The organism is Cerasicoccus frondis (assembly GCA_031296915.1).
In the GTDB taxonomy this organism is placed as follows: Bacteria; Verrucomicrobiota; Verrucomicrobiia; order Opitutales; family Cerasicoccaceae; genus Cerasicoccus; species Cerasicoccus frondis.
Genome location: JAVDPC010000010.1, coordinates 1 through 13,942, shown reverse-complemented (window position 1 = coordinate 13,942; position 13,942 = coordinate 1). Strand labels below are relative to the sequence as shown.

The window sequence follows — 13,942 nt, the reverse complement described above, 5'->3', positions numbered from 1 at the left end:
ATGAATAATTTTGAAGCAATTGAGAATGTACCGGAGTCTTTAGGATATTTAAAAAGTGTTCTTTCGGAGTTTCAAAATGAAGTTGTTGTCCTTGAGGAGGGGATGGGTTTATTTCCCAATCCAGAATTTGGAACTGACTACTATTCAATTTTTCTGAGGAGGCCACCCTCTAAGCAGGGGTTGGATTTGGTTTCTGGCAATATTCCAGATTCGTATTTGAGGATTTTGAGATTCTACAATGGGCTGAAGTTTTTTTCTCTGAAGTTATACGGGACATATTCGCATCAGGAGCGTTCGGATGGGCATGATCTCGTTACTGCAAATACCTATTGGGTTGGAGAGTATGTTGGCTTTGATGATGGGGTCATGATTGGAGGAGGGATTGCTTCCTTTGATGAGAGCTTCGGTTTATTTATGTATCGGAATGGGAGCCTGAAGCTTTTTCTAAAGGGACAGAAAAAGCCTTCGGGTATTTGGGAGTCGCTTGATTCTTTTTTCCATGAAAAGCACAATGAATTAGCAAAAACTGAATATGACATCCATGAGGAGCTAAAGAAGGTTAGAGGAATATCCGCCAAAGGTGAGTAAGTGTAGATCTCATTTATCGATTGCGGAGCAATGTTGCTGTCTGTTTTTAATCATTATACTTCTAGGCGTATCACAAACGGCAGAACCCTTGCGTGCCTGGCGCCAATATTTGAACGCGAACTCAGCTCCTTAGCCCAATAGGAAACGCATTGCAGCATAAGGTTTATCTCCGAACGCCCCGCTACACGGTCGTTCCCAGCAAGTAGCTTTATCTGCGAAGCTCGGCGTCTATACTCGTTGGAGCCTACGTGGCGTGCTTTAGCGGGCTAGAGTGGGCGACTAAGTTTGCTATGTGACTGACGACCATTTTCCTCAGTCCCGAAGTCAGGCTTCGATAGTTCCTTGTTCGTTTTTTGCACGGATCGGGCTACTTCGCCATGGGCGCGCGTTTCTACGATCCGCAGTCGGGCCGTTTCCTGTCGCCTGACCCGCTGGGCCACGCCGCCACGCCTGACTTATACAGCTACGCCGGCGGCGACCCGATCAACGGCATCGACTACGACGGACGCATCAACCGCCAGACCTTCGACTTGCAGATGTCGGGCCTGTGGCAGGGACCGGATTTCGGCAGCGTCGGCTTCATGGACAGCTGGACTAAGCAGCTCAACGATTGGCGCAAGGAGCCAGAGTGGATGCAGCCGAAAATGAGCGGCTTGGATCAGCTCCAAAATGTTTTGGATTACGTTGGCATGGTCCCGGTGATTGGGAACGTGGCTGATGGCCTCAATGTGGTGATTTCCACCCTGAGGGGCAACTACGCCGACGCCGCCATCCGCGCAGCCTTCATGGCGCCGGGCGTTGGCATTGGAGCTGCGGCCACCTACAAGCTCGGCAAGATGGGCTATCGCGCGCTGAGCGGGCTAGGCACAGCTCGCAAGGCTTTCACGCCCATGGCTGACCAGTTTAGCGCCGCAATGCGCACAGGTAAGGCGCGCGGAATGATCAATGTGCCAGGAGTGAGATTTGGAGGAGGAGCCGGGTTTAAAGCACAGATTCCTCTTGTATTCAACAAAACACATAAGAGCTCGATGCCCAGCCCTAAGGGGAGAGGGCCGAATGGAGGGCTGTACCAGTCGCACCATGGATTGCAACAAGAGTGGGCTAAACAAAACTTAAAAGACTACAACTATGACCCAGGATTAGCTCCGTCTGTTACTTTGGAAACAGGGATTGGTCATCCTCACACCGTGATTACCAATCTTCAAAGAGCCCGAAGAGATGCACGTGTTGCTGCTGGCCAAGGAAAATGGAGTTCGAGCTTACAAGAGGAGCTTGGTTATATTGTAGACGATTTTCGGGCTGCAGGCTATGGTAACGATGTTATTCAGCAGGTTTTGGAACAACAATACAAGATGTTGGATAAAATTGGCGTTCCATATCAAAAAATAAAACTCTAGAAGCATTAGAATGAAATCTAGAATTTTGAGTAAACTTAATCCAAGGTGCTCTCTCGGCCAAAGTGAAGAGCCAGCAAGTGTAGGCTCTATTAATGACTTAAAGGAGTATTCATCGATAATTATACCTGAAGAATACCTAGAGTTGGTAAATGATGTGACCGATGTTGAAATTGGCGTAGATGGGCAGTTTCACATTCGCATTTGGGGACCGCTTCGAATTATTGAAATGATAGAAGCTTATGATGTCTATAAATACATCCCTACGAGCTTAGCGATCGGAGATAATGAGGGAGGGCAAGCGCTCATCTACATGCAAGGTGAAAAGGGATTTGGCATATATAAATCTGGCTTTGGTGATTTAGATGCCGAGGATGCTGTTTGGATTTCAAAAGACCTTACCTCTTTATTGGTTGATGGTGAAGGCTTAGATCGTATTCCTAGCTGAGCGAAGTCCGAGCCATCCTCTAGCAATCAGAAACGGCAGAACCCTCACGCCCAGGCGCCCAATAACTATAAGTGATGACATACATTTGGGAAATATCTGATAAATTTCCAGAGGATTGTATCGGATTGTACAATGATCAAAACTCATTAGAGCCTCATGAATTAAAGGCAGCAGTCGCTTTAGAGAGTATTGCTCCCTTACGGTTTGATTTTGATGTTTCTATTTCAAAATTGCTTACATTGGACGATCTTGCCAATTCAGCGCTTGTTCCCTTGATCTCGAAAAGATTGGCCGAGCTGTTGGTTGATTATACTGATGGACAGATTCAGCTTCTCAAAGCCTTAGTTGTTGGCGTTGACGGTGCGATCGATGATTACAGAGTTTTAAATACTCTCTTTGAAATTGATGGAATTGATTTCTCTAAATCTAATATATCATATATCCATGGAACGGATTACGTTATGGGTTTTGAGAGCTTGGCATTGAAAGATTCTGATTTCATGGGGGCATTGTGTCTGGCTCGAGAAGTGTCGTATCCGCCCATGCTATATGTGTCACAGCTTTTAGGGAACATGGTTTTAGAAGCTAAATTTAGAGGGTTCGATTTGAAATTAAATGGCATGTGATGAGTAATCACGTATCGGAATGTTTGAGTATGATATGGGGAAGTTTTTAATTACTAGAAATTACAAATGGCAGAACCTTTGCATGCGGAGCGCCAATATTTGAACGCGAACTCAGCTTCTTAGCCCAAGAGGACGCGCACTGCAACCTAAGGCCTATCTCCGAACGCTTCGCCACACTGTCGCTCCCCATCCAGTGGAATTACTTACGAACCTCGGCGTCGATACTCGTTGGAGCCTACGTGGCGTGCTTTAGCGGGCTAGAGTGGGCGACTAAGTTTGCTATGTGACTGACGACCATTTTCCTCAGTCCCGAAGTCAGGCTTCGATAGTTCTTTGATTCGTTTTTTTGCACGGATCGGGCTACTTCGCCATGGGCGCGCGTTTCTACGATCCGCAGTCGGGCCGTTTCCTGTCGCCTGACCCGCTGGGCCACGCCGCTACGCCTGACTTATACAGCTACGCCGGCGGCGACCCGATCAATGGCATCGACTACGACGGCCGCATCAACCGCCAGACCTTCGACTTGCAGATGTCGGGCCTGTGGCAGGGACCGGATTTCGGCAGCGCCGGCTTCATGGACAGCTGGACTAAGCAGCTCAACGATTGGCACAAGGAGCCAGAGTGGATGCAGCCGAAAATGAGCGGCTTGGATCAGCTCCAAAATGTTTTGGATTACGTTGGCATGGTCCCGGTGATTGGGAACGTGGCTGACGGCCTCAATGTGGTGATTTCCACCCTGAGGGGCAACTACGCCGACGCCGCCATCCGCGCAACCTTCATGGCGCCGGGCGTTGGCATCGGAGCGGCAGCCACCTACAAAGTCGGCAAGATGAGCTACCGTGCGATGAGCGGGAGATGGGGCGCCGCAGCACGAAAGGCCTTTACTCCTAGGCCGATAGTGGACCCCATTATAAATCGGGGCGGCAAGGCGCGTGGAATGATCTATGTGCCCGGACTGAGATTTGGACAGCGAACCGCAAAGACAACAGGGAAGCATTCTAGAATACTTCGAAAGAGTTTAGAGGAGGCTGGTTACGCTCGACCTGCAGGAGAAGGTTGGCAAGCTGGACACATTGTTCCAACTAACAACTTCTCAAAGCGATCTGCTGAAGTTCAGAAGGCGATTCGGACAGCTCAAAAGAAATTTGACGTATATTTAGGCTCGAACATGCGGGATAATGCGATCAATGGTTTCTGGGCAGGGGCTGGCCATGCTGGAACTCACTCTGATAAGTTCTTTTTGGCTTTGGGGCAAGCATTCAGGGGGGTTAAGACGAAAAAGCAGGCAGAGGCAGCGCTAAATAGTATTTGGAAGAGAATCGAAAAGGGAGAATTTCAATGAGTATTCCCAATGAAATATATGAACTAGAAAAGAGAACGGATCATCCGTTGTTTGAAGGGTTTGCCCTTCCGGAATATGAATCAGTTCTGGGCCGTGATGATCTCGATGAAGATCTTACGCCTGGTTACGAGGCATCTGAAGAACAGAGAGTGTGGAAGGTTCCGCTTTTATCTCATTTGTGGAAAAAACCTAAAGTCATTGGTCGAGTAGTTCCTTTCAATGACTTTCCATGCTTAGATATGGTATTGCCTGTTTTTAGCAAAAGGGCAACTGAAGCGCTAGATTCTTTTTTGGCTCCAAACGGTGAAATGCTTGAGTTGGATAGTGCAGGAGGAGAATACTTCCTTTATAATGTTACGAATGTGCGAGATGCCTTGGATTTGGAACATTCGAGGTGCGAGTTTTGGTGTAACCCACCAACTACTGCTGTAGATATCGCTTATTTTTCTTTTAAAAAAGATGAACTTAAAAATGCATCTATTTTTAGAATTTATGAGATGCCAATGATGCTTTTCGTTACTGGTGAATTTGTTTCTGCGGTAAACTCATTGGGTTTGAATGGATTTAAATTTAAAAAAGTTTGGCCTTTAGCCGAAGGGGTAGATTGGAGAGCTGAATCTTTTCGTGATGAAGTCTTGCGTGGCACGAACTACAAAAAGAATACTTTGGCGATTATCTTTCCGCTGAAAGGAAAAACGCCGAATAAGGCTGAGTTAAATCAGTTTTCTAGACTTGAAGATGAGCTAGACGCGTTGCTTAAGGTCGAATCTTTGAGTGACATGTTTTATGGTAAATATGAGGGGAAAGATTTTGTGGAGTCCGAATTGAGGATGTTTATTAGTGCTCCTTCCGTAGATGCATTAGTTAGCAAGTTGGGGTCTTGGTTCGATGCTCTTTCATGGTTCGGTCAGATTCATGTGATAAAACGTTATGGCTCAATTAACGATGCAGACGCTAAAGAAGTAGTTTTAATTTAGGAAAAGCGAAAATGAAGGATTCCCAATGGAGGTCGATGGAGGTCGATGGGGTCAATGGAGGTCGATGGGATTGAACGTAGATTCTAAATATTGATCGCTGTCGATGTATCCCATCCTAGCGATCGCCCGATTCAATGGTAAGCTACTCACGCCTCTTTTGACCCACTCATTTACCAATGTCTCGCCGAGGAATTGACGCGGAGTTGGGTGGGGCTTTGCTTTCGGAGTGCCGCCAATGGGTCGCCGAAAAGCCTTACGCTGTGCTAGCAAAACAACCGAGGCTATGTTAGAACAACAACCGGTGCTGTGTTGGGGCAACAACCGAGCGGTTGTTAGAGTAACATAGCATAAGGCTTTTCGACAACATAGCATAAGGCTTTTGGGAAACAACCGAGTAGGCTTTTTGAAAAAGAGGCATAAGGCTTTTTCGGCGGTGGCCAGCGAGGCGTGGGATTTAACCACGAAGGACACGAAGAGCACGAAGCAGGTGCGCGGTGCTTGGAAGTTGAGGGAAAGGCTTGAGAATGTTGAACGTTGGTGGGCTCTGTGTGCTTCGTGGTTAATTCAATCAGCGTTGCCTTGGCCAAGGGGAGGCCTGCCGCGACACGCCAAAGGCGCGTAGGCGAAGTGGCGCAAACGTAGAATCTAAATAGGATGAGCGTGGATGCCTGAATTCTACGTTTCGAACTATCTGTTTCAAAGAGCTTGAATTGCCTCAGGGTGAGTGTCTGTAAGGCATTTCTGGGCATGATCTTCGTTACGCTCCCATCGCAGTTGCGATGGGAGTGAGGGGGCGCGGTGGGAAATTTCGCTTGAAATGGTGGCGGGGATGGGCATCTTGTGAAGGTGTGAGGCAACGTTTAACAGCATGGTTTTATTTGCTGCTCGCCGCAGTCGTTTGTTTGTCGGCGGCGAATGGATCGGTGTTGTTGTGCCTGCATGCCGGTGGCGCGCTTCATGCGCCAGTGGAGGCTGAAAATGGCGAACATGCCGAGCCGTTGTCCACTTGTGAGCAAGGTGAGCCTTGTTGCCGGGCGCAGACGGAGACCTCCTGCGTAGACCTGCAAATCGATGGACTCGACCTGGACTTCAGCGTCGACCAGGCCAAGGCGATGGCGTCAGGAGCGATCCTGAGTGACGCCGTGCATTGGAGCGAACTCTTGCCATTGCCCAGCGCAGTGGAAGTGGCGCATTGCCCGACGCGCGGGCCGCCGGGAGCGAGTCCACGTATTCACGTATCCGTCCCCACGACGGTGCTTCATCTATAAATCAGCCTGATTGGTTTCACGCCGACATTGTCGGTTGTTTATGCGTCCTGCGATGGCGGGCGTTTGACGAAAACCTTTCAGGCTTATGTTTAACTACACTTTCTTAATTTTTGCCGTTGCGTGTGCGGCGACCCTTCACGCCCAAGCATCTCCTCCCCTTATCTTTAACCGCGAAAGCGCTGTTCAGCGCGCGGTCTATGGAAACCGCGGTTTGCAGGCTGCGCGTTATAGCGTTGATCAGGCTCAGGCGCGGACGATAGACGCTGGTTCGCTAAGCAACCCATCGCTGAACCTGACCGGGGCGTCCGACTTTGCGTTCAGCAACGAGGGGGAATATGCGTGGTCCATTGGACTGGAGCAGCGATTTCCGGTGACAGACCGGCTGCGTCGCCTGCGCAACATTGCTTCGCTGGAAGTGCAATTGGCTGAGTTGGAAATTCGTGACGCCGAGCGCAAGGTCGCCTATGTCGTTGAGCAAATTTTCGACTCCATCACGCTGATCGACGCTGAGCTGGCGTTGTATCGTGAGCAGATTGCACTCAACCAGAAGTTTGCTGACTTCCTGCAAAAGAAAATCGACCGCGCCGAAGCGTCATCGTTGGATCTCGGGCAGGCAAAAGTCGCTCAAGCTGCGCTGAACCAGAAAGTGCTGCGACTAGAGCGTGAGCGGACCGGGCAACTGGTGCACCTGCGCGAGCAGTTGGGGCTCCAGCTTGGACAGGCGTTGGACGTCGATACGCAATCGACGGATATGCCGCACGTGCTGCCGGCATTTCAGCAAAGCGATCTGGCGGATCACCCGGCTTATCAATTGCGTATGCAGTTGGCGGACATTGCCACGGAGCATACGGCGTTGGCTCAGGCGGAACGTTGGGCGGACATTGCGGTGGAGATATTCTACGAGCAGGGGTTGGGCAATAATGCGCTGGAGGATCCTGCGACAAACAACCTCTACATTGGCGGAGAGAAGGAGCAGTTTTTGGGCATCGGCCTGAGCATTCCGCTGCCGCTCCATAACCAAAACCGCGGGGAAGTGATCAGCCGCCGCGCGCGTGAGCGTCAATTGCAAGCCGAGGCGGGCGCGCTGTCTTTTCGCTTGTTGAACGAAGCTGCGGAGTTGCGTGATGAATACTCTGAAGTCGAAGAACAAATCGAAGACTACGAAAGCGCCATCATGAATCAGGCGACCGGCAATTTGAGTCAATTGGAGGACGCTTACGCGCTGGGGCAAGTGGACTTAACGTCCGTCTTTCGCGCGCAGGAGCGACTGCTCGAACTGCGTGTGGATTTCGCAATGCTTGAGGCCGAGCGGCAAGGCATATTAACGCAGTGGCGTTACGAGACCGGAGAGAATCTTCCGGCTAATGTGACCGATACAAAGGAGGCGTTCGATGAAGCTTTGTAATGCAAAGCTTGTGGGCTTCCAAAGAAGGAAAACGATGAAATTTTATTACCAAGAAATTATTCTCTGCGCACTGGCGCTGGCGCCAAGTCTGCATGCGCAGAGTCGCGCGGATAACACCGTGATCCTGGATGAATCAGGAGTGAAAAACTTGCGGATTGAAACCGTTGTCGCGGACGAGGAGACTTTTGAAACGACGATCTTTGCCATTGGGCGCATCGAGGAAATTCCGGAGAACCGCTCGGTGGTGTCGTCACGCATTGCGGGGCGGGTGCTCGAGCTGAACGCCTTCGAGGGTGACGTGGTCGAGAAAGACCAGCTCGTCGCCATAGTGGAAAGCCGACAGCTTGGGGACCCGCCGCCGACTGTGAAGCTTTTTGCGCCGCAATCGGGGCTGGTGGTCTCTTCACATGTGCGGTTGGGGGAGCCAGTGGAGCCTTCGCAGGAGTTGATGGATATTTCCGATCAATCGCGATTCTGGGCAGTGGCGCAGATCCCTGAGCAGGAGGCTTCAGAGGTGAAGGTGGGCGCTACGGCGCGCATCCACATCCCGGCGTTGGGCGACCAGTGGATCGAGGCGAAGCTGGAGCGTTTTGGCGTCAGCGCAGATCGCAAGGCGGGGACGGTGGAAGGCATCTTTGTGGTGGAGAATGTCGACGGGTTGTTGCGCCCGGGCTTGCGCGCGGAGTTCTCAATCGTCACCGGGAGTCGGGAGTTCGTCCTCACGGCGCCGCGCAGTGCGGTGCAGGGAGACCCGAGCAATCGCTATGTGTTTGTCAAAGACTTCGATCTGCCCAATGCGTTCATCCGCTCGCCTGTGGTGTTGGGCGAGGAAAATGAGCAGCGGGTGGAGGTGCTGAGCGGACTTTTTCCGGGCGATGAAGTCGTGACCAACGGCTCTTATGGGCTGAGTTTCGCGGGCTCTGGTTCGGGCATGTCGCTCAAGGAGGCGCTCGACGCCGCGCATGGGCACGAGCACAATGAGGACGGCTCCGAATTGACGCCTGAGCAGCGAGCGGCAAAGCAGCGTGAAAAAGAAGAGGCTGCGCTGCGGGCTGCGGGCATCGACCCCAATGCGCAGCCGGGGGGCAAGCCATCGCTGCCGCTCATGATTTATGCAGGCGTTATGACGCTGTTGGCATTGATTTTCGCGCAGTTACTTTGGAATGCAAAGCGAGCGAAGTCGGAGGCGAAAGATGCTTGATCGGCTGATACGTTTTTCCCTGGGCCAGCGGGTATTCATCCTCGTGGCCGCCATTGTGGTGTTGGTCTTTGCCTGGCGCACTACATTGGAACTGCCCGTGGAGGTCTTGCCGGATTTAACGAAGCCCACGGTGACGATCCTGACTGAGGCGCCGGGCTACTCACCCGAAGAAGTCGAGACGCTGGTGACGATTCCGCTGGAAAATGCGCTGATGGGCGTGAACCAGGTGACGCGTTTGCGCACGGTGAACGACGTGGGGCTGTCGCTGGCGTTTGTGGAGTTTGAGTGGGGCACGGACATTTATCGTGCGCGTCAGTTTGTGCAGGAGCGCCTGGCCAACGTGCAGGAGCAGTTGCCCGATGGCGTTACGCCTTACATGACGCCGGTCGCTTCGCTGATGGGCAACATCATGCTCGTTGGCGTAGTCGACACGTCCGACGAAATGGCGCCGCGCGACTTGCGCACGTTGGCAGACTGGACCGTGGCGCGTCGCCTACAGGCGATCCCGGGCGTGGCCGAAGTATTAGCCATGGGCGGCGGCGTTGCGCAGATACAGGTGCAGCCCAGCCCTGACCGCATGCTGGCCATGGGCGTGAGTTACGAGCAGATACGCGCCGCCGCTGCGGACGCCGTGAGCAATACGACGGGCGGCTTTTTAACCGAGCGCCCCGAGGAAATCATGGTGCGCAATCTCGCCATGACGACTGACCTTGACGAGATCGCCAATACCGTTGTGAGCCATGAGGGTGACCGGCCGATTCGCTTGCGCGATGTGGCGACCGTGGTGTGGGATGTGCAACCGATGCGGGGTGACGCCGGCGTGGCCAGCCGTGATATTGAAGGCGGGGAACTGAGCCGCCGTGGTGTGATTCTCAGCGTGACCAAAGCGCCTGGCTTCAGCACGCTGAACCTGACCAAGGAGTTGGAGACCGCCATTGCGCAAATGCAGGAAACGCTGCCCGATGGCGTGGAGCTGGTGACTGCTTATCGGCAATCGGATTTTATCAACCTGTCGATTCACAATCTCGAAGAAGCGTTGCGCGACGGGGCCATCATGGTGGCCGTGGTGTTGTTGCTGTTTCTGCTGAATCTGCGCATCACGTTGATCACGTTGACGGCGATTCCGCTCTCGCTTGGCATTACGGTGCTGGTGTTTGACTGGATGGGACTGTCCGTGAATTCGATGACGCTTGGCGGCCTCGCGGTGGCCATCGGCATGGTGGTGGACGACGCGATTGTCGACGTGGAAAACGTCTTCCGTCGTCTGCGTGAAAATGCGGGAAAAGCGACGCCATTGCCGAAGCTGGAAGTCATCGCCCGCGCGTCGGCGGAGGTGCGTTCGTCGATCTTTTACGCGACGATTTTGATCATCCTCGTATTCCTGCCGTTGATGGCGTTGACGGGATTGGAGGGGCGGTTGTTTCAACCGATCGCCATCGCCACCATTGTCAGCATGGCGGCTTCGTTTCTGGTTTCACTCACGGTGATACCGGTGTTGAGTTCGTTTTTGCTGAATCCGAAAGCGGGGCAGGGTGGTCTCGAAGGCACGCTTATTGAGCGTGCGGTGAAAGGGCTATTCCGCGCGACGGCGCTTCGTTTTGCTTTGGCGCAGCCGTTGTTGGTGATTGCCGGGACATGTGTGCTGATTGCCGTTGCGGTGTTCTCGTTGAGTCGGATGACGGGCAACTTTTTGCCGGCGTTTCGCGAGCCAACCGCGTTGATTGCCACAACGATGTCGCCGGGCACGTCGCTGAAACAGACCACGGAAATTGCGGATGTTGCGACTGAGCTCTTGATGCAGATTCCGGAGATTCGCACGGTGGGCTATCGCGTGGGGCGGGCCGAAAATGGCGACCACGTCGTGCCGGTTTCCACGGTGGAGTTCGACATCGAGTTCATGGAAAACTTTGAACGACCGAGGGCGGAGGTTATGGATGAAATGCGCGCCGTCATGCGCAGCATCCCCGGCACGTTTAGCGCGATGAGTACGCCGTTGGCCGACCGCATTGGGCACATGCTGAGTGGAGTTTCCGCGAAGATTGCAATCAAGCTGTATGGGCCCGACTTGAAAGAGCTGAGGGCGCTCGGCTTGGAAGTAGCCGAAATCGCGCGCGGTATCCCTGGCCTGGAAGAGGCGCGCATTGAGCAACAAGCGCCCATCCCGCAATTGCGCATCGAGGTGGACCGTCAACGCGCGCTGGCTTATGGCGTGACACCCGGCGCGCTCAATCAACAACTATCGGCGATTATCGGTGGCGAGGCCGTGGCGGAAGTTTACTCCGGTCAGCAGGTGTTCGATCTGGTCGTGCGCTTGCCGATTGAATGGCGCGAGTCTCCCGAGCGATTGGAGCGCATGTACATTGACACGCAAAGCGGGCAACGCATCCCGCTGAGTTACGTGGCGAACCTGCGTTATGCGACGGGGCCCAACACCATCCTGCGGGAGAATACGCTGCGGCGCTTCGTGGTGTCGATCAACCCAACGAGCAGCGACCTGAATCAATTGGTGGAAACTTTGCAACGCAAAGTAAGTGAGCAGGTGGAACTGCCCAGCGGTTATTCTCTCTCGTTTGAAGGGGAATACCAGGCGCAGGCCGAAGCCAAGCGGACGATTCTGTTTTCGTCGCTCTTGGTGGTGCTCGTGATCGGCGTGTTGCTCTACAGTTACTTTCGGAGTTTTGCGTTTGTATTACTCGTCTTTAGCATCGTGCCGGTATCGCTCGTGGGCGGCATTTTGTTTACCGCCGTGACCTTGAACAACATCAGCATCGCGACTTTGGTGGGCTTCATTGCCGTGAGCGGCATTGCGGCGCGCAATAACATCATGCTGCTCGCGCATTACTTGCACCTGATGCGGCAGGAGGGCATGCCCTTCTCACGGGAATTGGCCATGCGCGGCGCCGAGGAGCGTTTGCTGCCGATCCTGATGACTGCGATTTCAGCCGGACTTGCGTTGCTGCCACTCGTGCTGGCGGCGGATGATCCGGGGAAGGAAATCCTTAACCCAATCGCGATTGTGATCCTCGGCGGGCTCGCGACTTCGACTGCGCTGGGCCTGTTGATCACGCCATCGATTTTCTACGCTTTCTATGAAAAAGCTGCGGCAAAATCCATTCGGTGTGAGTCACGAGCCAGTGAGTGAAATCAATAATTAAACCAGATAAAAACTAACTTATGATGAAACAAAAAATCCTCATCCTTGCGCTCGCTTTGGGCGGCGCACTCGCCGTTAATGCTCAGCATGACCACGACCATGATCACTCGGGGCATGATCACCATGGACACGCTGCCGAGGCGCCCAAGGCTGGTCCGAATGGCGGCAAAGTCATCCATGCGACCGAACCGCATTTTGAGTTGTTCATGCAGGATGACCGCAAGGTGCGCGTGACGTTTCTCGATGAGGCGGACAAGCCGATGGCTCACGAAGGCGCCACGGTGTCCGCAATCGGCGGCGACCGCAGCAAACCAACGCGCATGAGCTTTGAGTATGCAGACGGAGTCTATGTTTCGACCGAACCTTTGCCCGACGGCGCCAACGTTCCGCTGATTCTGCGGGTGAAGCCCGACGCCAAGAGCAAGACGGCCACGGAGCGCATCAACATCAACCTCTCGCAATGCCCGACCTGCGAATATAAAGAATACGCGTGCATCTGCGGGCACTGAGTGGGATTGCTCGTTGGCTCATCCCGTTCGGCGCCGCATTGCCTACCGATTCTAGAATGACTTGTTGTGTGCGGCTGTCGGGCTCGAAATTCATAGCTTGATTGAGCGCGCCGAGGCGTCTTACTTGATGACGATTCCCGAAACTCCAAGGCTTCGTCGAAACCGTGTCCAACGTTTATCAAATACTGCCGGAATACCTTGAGGCGCCGGTGCTGCAATCGGCGATTTATCCGAATCTGGAGCTGGAGTCTTTTTGGACGAATGACTGGTCGCCCGAGTTGTTTGCGCGCCTAGCGCGCGCGGGCTTTTTGACGATCAGCTGCCCACTGCGCCAGGGGCCTACGCTGCTCATTGCGCAACTGCATCAGCAATACTCGATGCTCGAGTGGCCCGAGCTGAAGATCGATCGCAAGGTGGCCCGCATGGTGAGGCGGGGGGAGCTGGCGAAGCAAGGGCTGCACTTGCGCTTTTCGGCAAATCCGAATCGCGTCAGCGCGGGCATTCGCCGGGCTTATGGCGACGGCGCATGGCTTACGCCGCGCTATGCCCGGCTCATGCAAAAGCTCGCGCAGACGCGGATGCTTGGCTGCCAGGCCATGGCGGTGGAGCTGTGGCGAGGGGAGGACCAGCGGCTGATTGGCGGTGAATTGGGCTATGTGTGCGGGGCAGTTTACACGAGCCTAACGGGCTTTCTGGATCGCCGCGCGCCGAACAGTCGCAATCTGGGCAAAGTGCAATTGGCGGCCTTGGGCGCGACGCTGCAGCAGAGCGGCTACCGTTTTTGGAATCTCGGGCAATCGATCCAGCAATACAAGAAGGACTTGGGCGCGAAGGTTACGCCGCGTCTGGAATTTCTGGCGCGCTGGCTGCCAGCTACGAATCAACGCGCCTTGCAGCCATTGGCTACTTTGCGGGATCAGCGACTGGATTGTCAGGCGTTGCTGGAAACGCTTTAGGTTCTGTTCGAAAAGGTGGAGCCCGGTGTCCCTACCGGGCTTGGTATTGCCTCTCCGTCAACCCGCTGGATGAA

General features: G+C 53.5%; 12 protein-coding genes. All 12 read left to right on the top strand.

The features are described from left to right. The 12 genes from RBB63_RS09960 (at window position 1) to RBB63_RS09905 (ending at window position 13,868) form a co-directional block, all read left to right on the top strand. Window positions 1-588, top strand: a complete 588-nt coding sequence (locus RBB63_RS09960) for a hypothetical protein (protein WP_309383702.1) — start codon at window positions 1-3, stop codon at window positions 586-588. 353 nt (window positions 589-941) lie between these two features. Further along, a complete protein-coding gene (locus RBB63_RS09955; RefSeq protein WP_309383700.1) occupies window positions 942-1,985 on the top strand; it encodes an RHS repeat-associated core domain-containing protein in 1,044 nt (347 codons plus the stop codon). A gap of 10 nt (window positions 1,986-1,995) precedes the next feature. Beyond that, window positions 1,996-2,430, top strand: coding sequence for a hypothetical protein (locus tag RBB63_RS09950; RefSeq protein ID WP_309383698.1), 435 nt, complete (start codon window positions 1,996-1,998; stop codon window positions 2,428-2,430). Between the two features lie 74 nt (window positions 2,431-2,504). Next, a complete protein-coding gene (locus RBB63_RS09945) occupies window positions 2,505-3,056 on the top strand; it encodes a hypothetical protein (protein WP_309383696.1) in 552 nt (183 codons plus the stop codon). A gap of 346 nt (window positions 3,057-3,402) precedes the next feature. Beyond that, the gene (locus RBB63_RS09940; protein WP_309383694.1) at window positions 3,403-4,398 is read left to right on the top strand and encodes an RHS repeat-associated core domain-containing protein; all 996 of its coding nucleotides are present in this window, start codon (window positions 3,403-3,405) and stop codon (window positions 4,396-4,398) included. Further along, window positions 4,395-5,375 carry an imm11 family protein gene (locus tag RBB63_RS09935; protein ID WP_309383691.1) on the top strand — a complete coding sequence of 327 codons (981 nt, stop codon included), beginning with the start codon at window positions 4,395-4,397 and terminating at the stop codon, window positions 5,373-5,375. Before RBB63_RS09940 ends, RBB63_RS09935 begins: the two co-directional genes overlap by 4 nt. 848 nt (window positions 5,376-6,223) lie before the next feature. Then, on the top strand, window positions 6,224-6,643 hold the full coding sequence (locus RBB63_RS09930; protein ID WP_309383689.1) for a hypothetical protein: 420 nt from the start codon (window positions 6,224-6,226) through the stop codon (window positions 6,641-6,643). Window positions 6,644-6,728: 85 nt separating this feature from the next. Continuing rightward, window positions 6,729-8,048, top strand: a complete 1,320-nt coding sequence (locus RBB63_RS09925; RefSeq protein WP_309383687.1) for a TolC family protein — start codon at window positions 6,729-6,731, stop codon at window positions 8,046-8,048. Window positions 8,049-8,082: 34 nt separating this feature from the next. Further along, a complete protein-coding gene (locus RBB63_RS09920) occupies window positions 8,083-9,249 on the top strand; it encodes an efflux RND transporter periplasmic adaptor subunit (RefSeq protein ID WP_309383685.1) in 1,167 nt (388 codons plus the stop codon). Next, a complete protein-coding gene (locus RBB63_RS09915; RefSeq protein WP_309383684.1) occupies window positions 9,242-12,391 on the top strand; it encodes an efflux RND transporter permease subunit in 3,150 nt (1,049 codons plus the stop codon). The genes RBB63_RS09920 and RBB63_RS09915 overlap by 8 nt, the downstream gene beginning before the upstream one ends. A 32-nt stretch (window positions 12,392-12,423) precedes the next feature. After that, window positions 12,424-12,912: a hypothetical protein gene (locus RBB63_RS09910; RefSeq protein ID WP_309383682.1), complete on the top strand. Its 489-nt coding sequence runs from the start codon at window positions 12,424-12,426 to the stop codon at window positions 12,910-12,912. A 164-nt stretch (window positions 12,913-13,076) separates the two neighbouring features. Continuing rightward, a complete protein-coding gene (locus RBB63_RS09905; protein ID WP_309383680.1) occupies window positions 13,077-13,868 on the top strand; it encodes a hypothetical protein in 792 nt (263 codons plus the stop codon). Window positions 13,869-13,942: the final 74 nt, after the last annotated feature.

Excerpts from the sequence above, each read along its gene's own strand:
- RBB63_RS09910 (WP_309383682.1), top strand. The coding sequence starts at position 12,424 with ATGATGAAACAAAAAATCCTCATCCTTGCGCTCGCTTTGGGCGGCGCA.
- RBB63_RS09920 (WP_309383685.1), top strand. The coding sequence starts at position 8,083 with ATGAAATTTTATTACCAAGAAATTATTCTCTGCGCACTGGCGCTGGCG.
- RBB63_RS09950 (WP_309383698.1), top strand. The coding sequence starts at position 1,996 with ATGAAATCTAGAATTTTGAGTAAACTTAATCCAAGGTGCTCTCTCGGC.
- RBB63_RS09960 (WP_309383702.1), top strand. The coding sequence starts at position 1 with ATGAATAATTTTGAAGCAATTGAGAATGTACCGGAGTCTTTAGGATAT.
- RBB63_RS09915 (WP_309383684.1), top strand. The coding sequence starts at position 9,242 with ATGCTTGATCGGCTGATACGTTTTTCCCTGGGCCAGCGGGTATTCATC.
- RBB63_RS09945 (WP_309383696.1), top strand. The coding sequence starts at position 2,505 with ATGACATACATTTGGGAAATATCTGATAAATTTCCAGAGGATTGTATC.
- RBB63_RS09925 (WP_309383687.1), top strand. The coding sequence starts at position 6,729 with ATGTTTAACTACACTTTCTTAATTTTTGCCGTTGCGTGTGCGGCGACC.
- RBB63_RS09935 (WP_309383691.1), top strand. The coding sequence starts at position 4,395 with ATGAGTATTCCCAATGAAATATATGAACTAGAAAAGAGAACGGATCAT.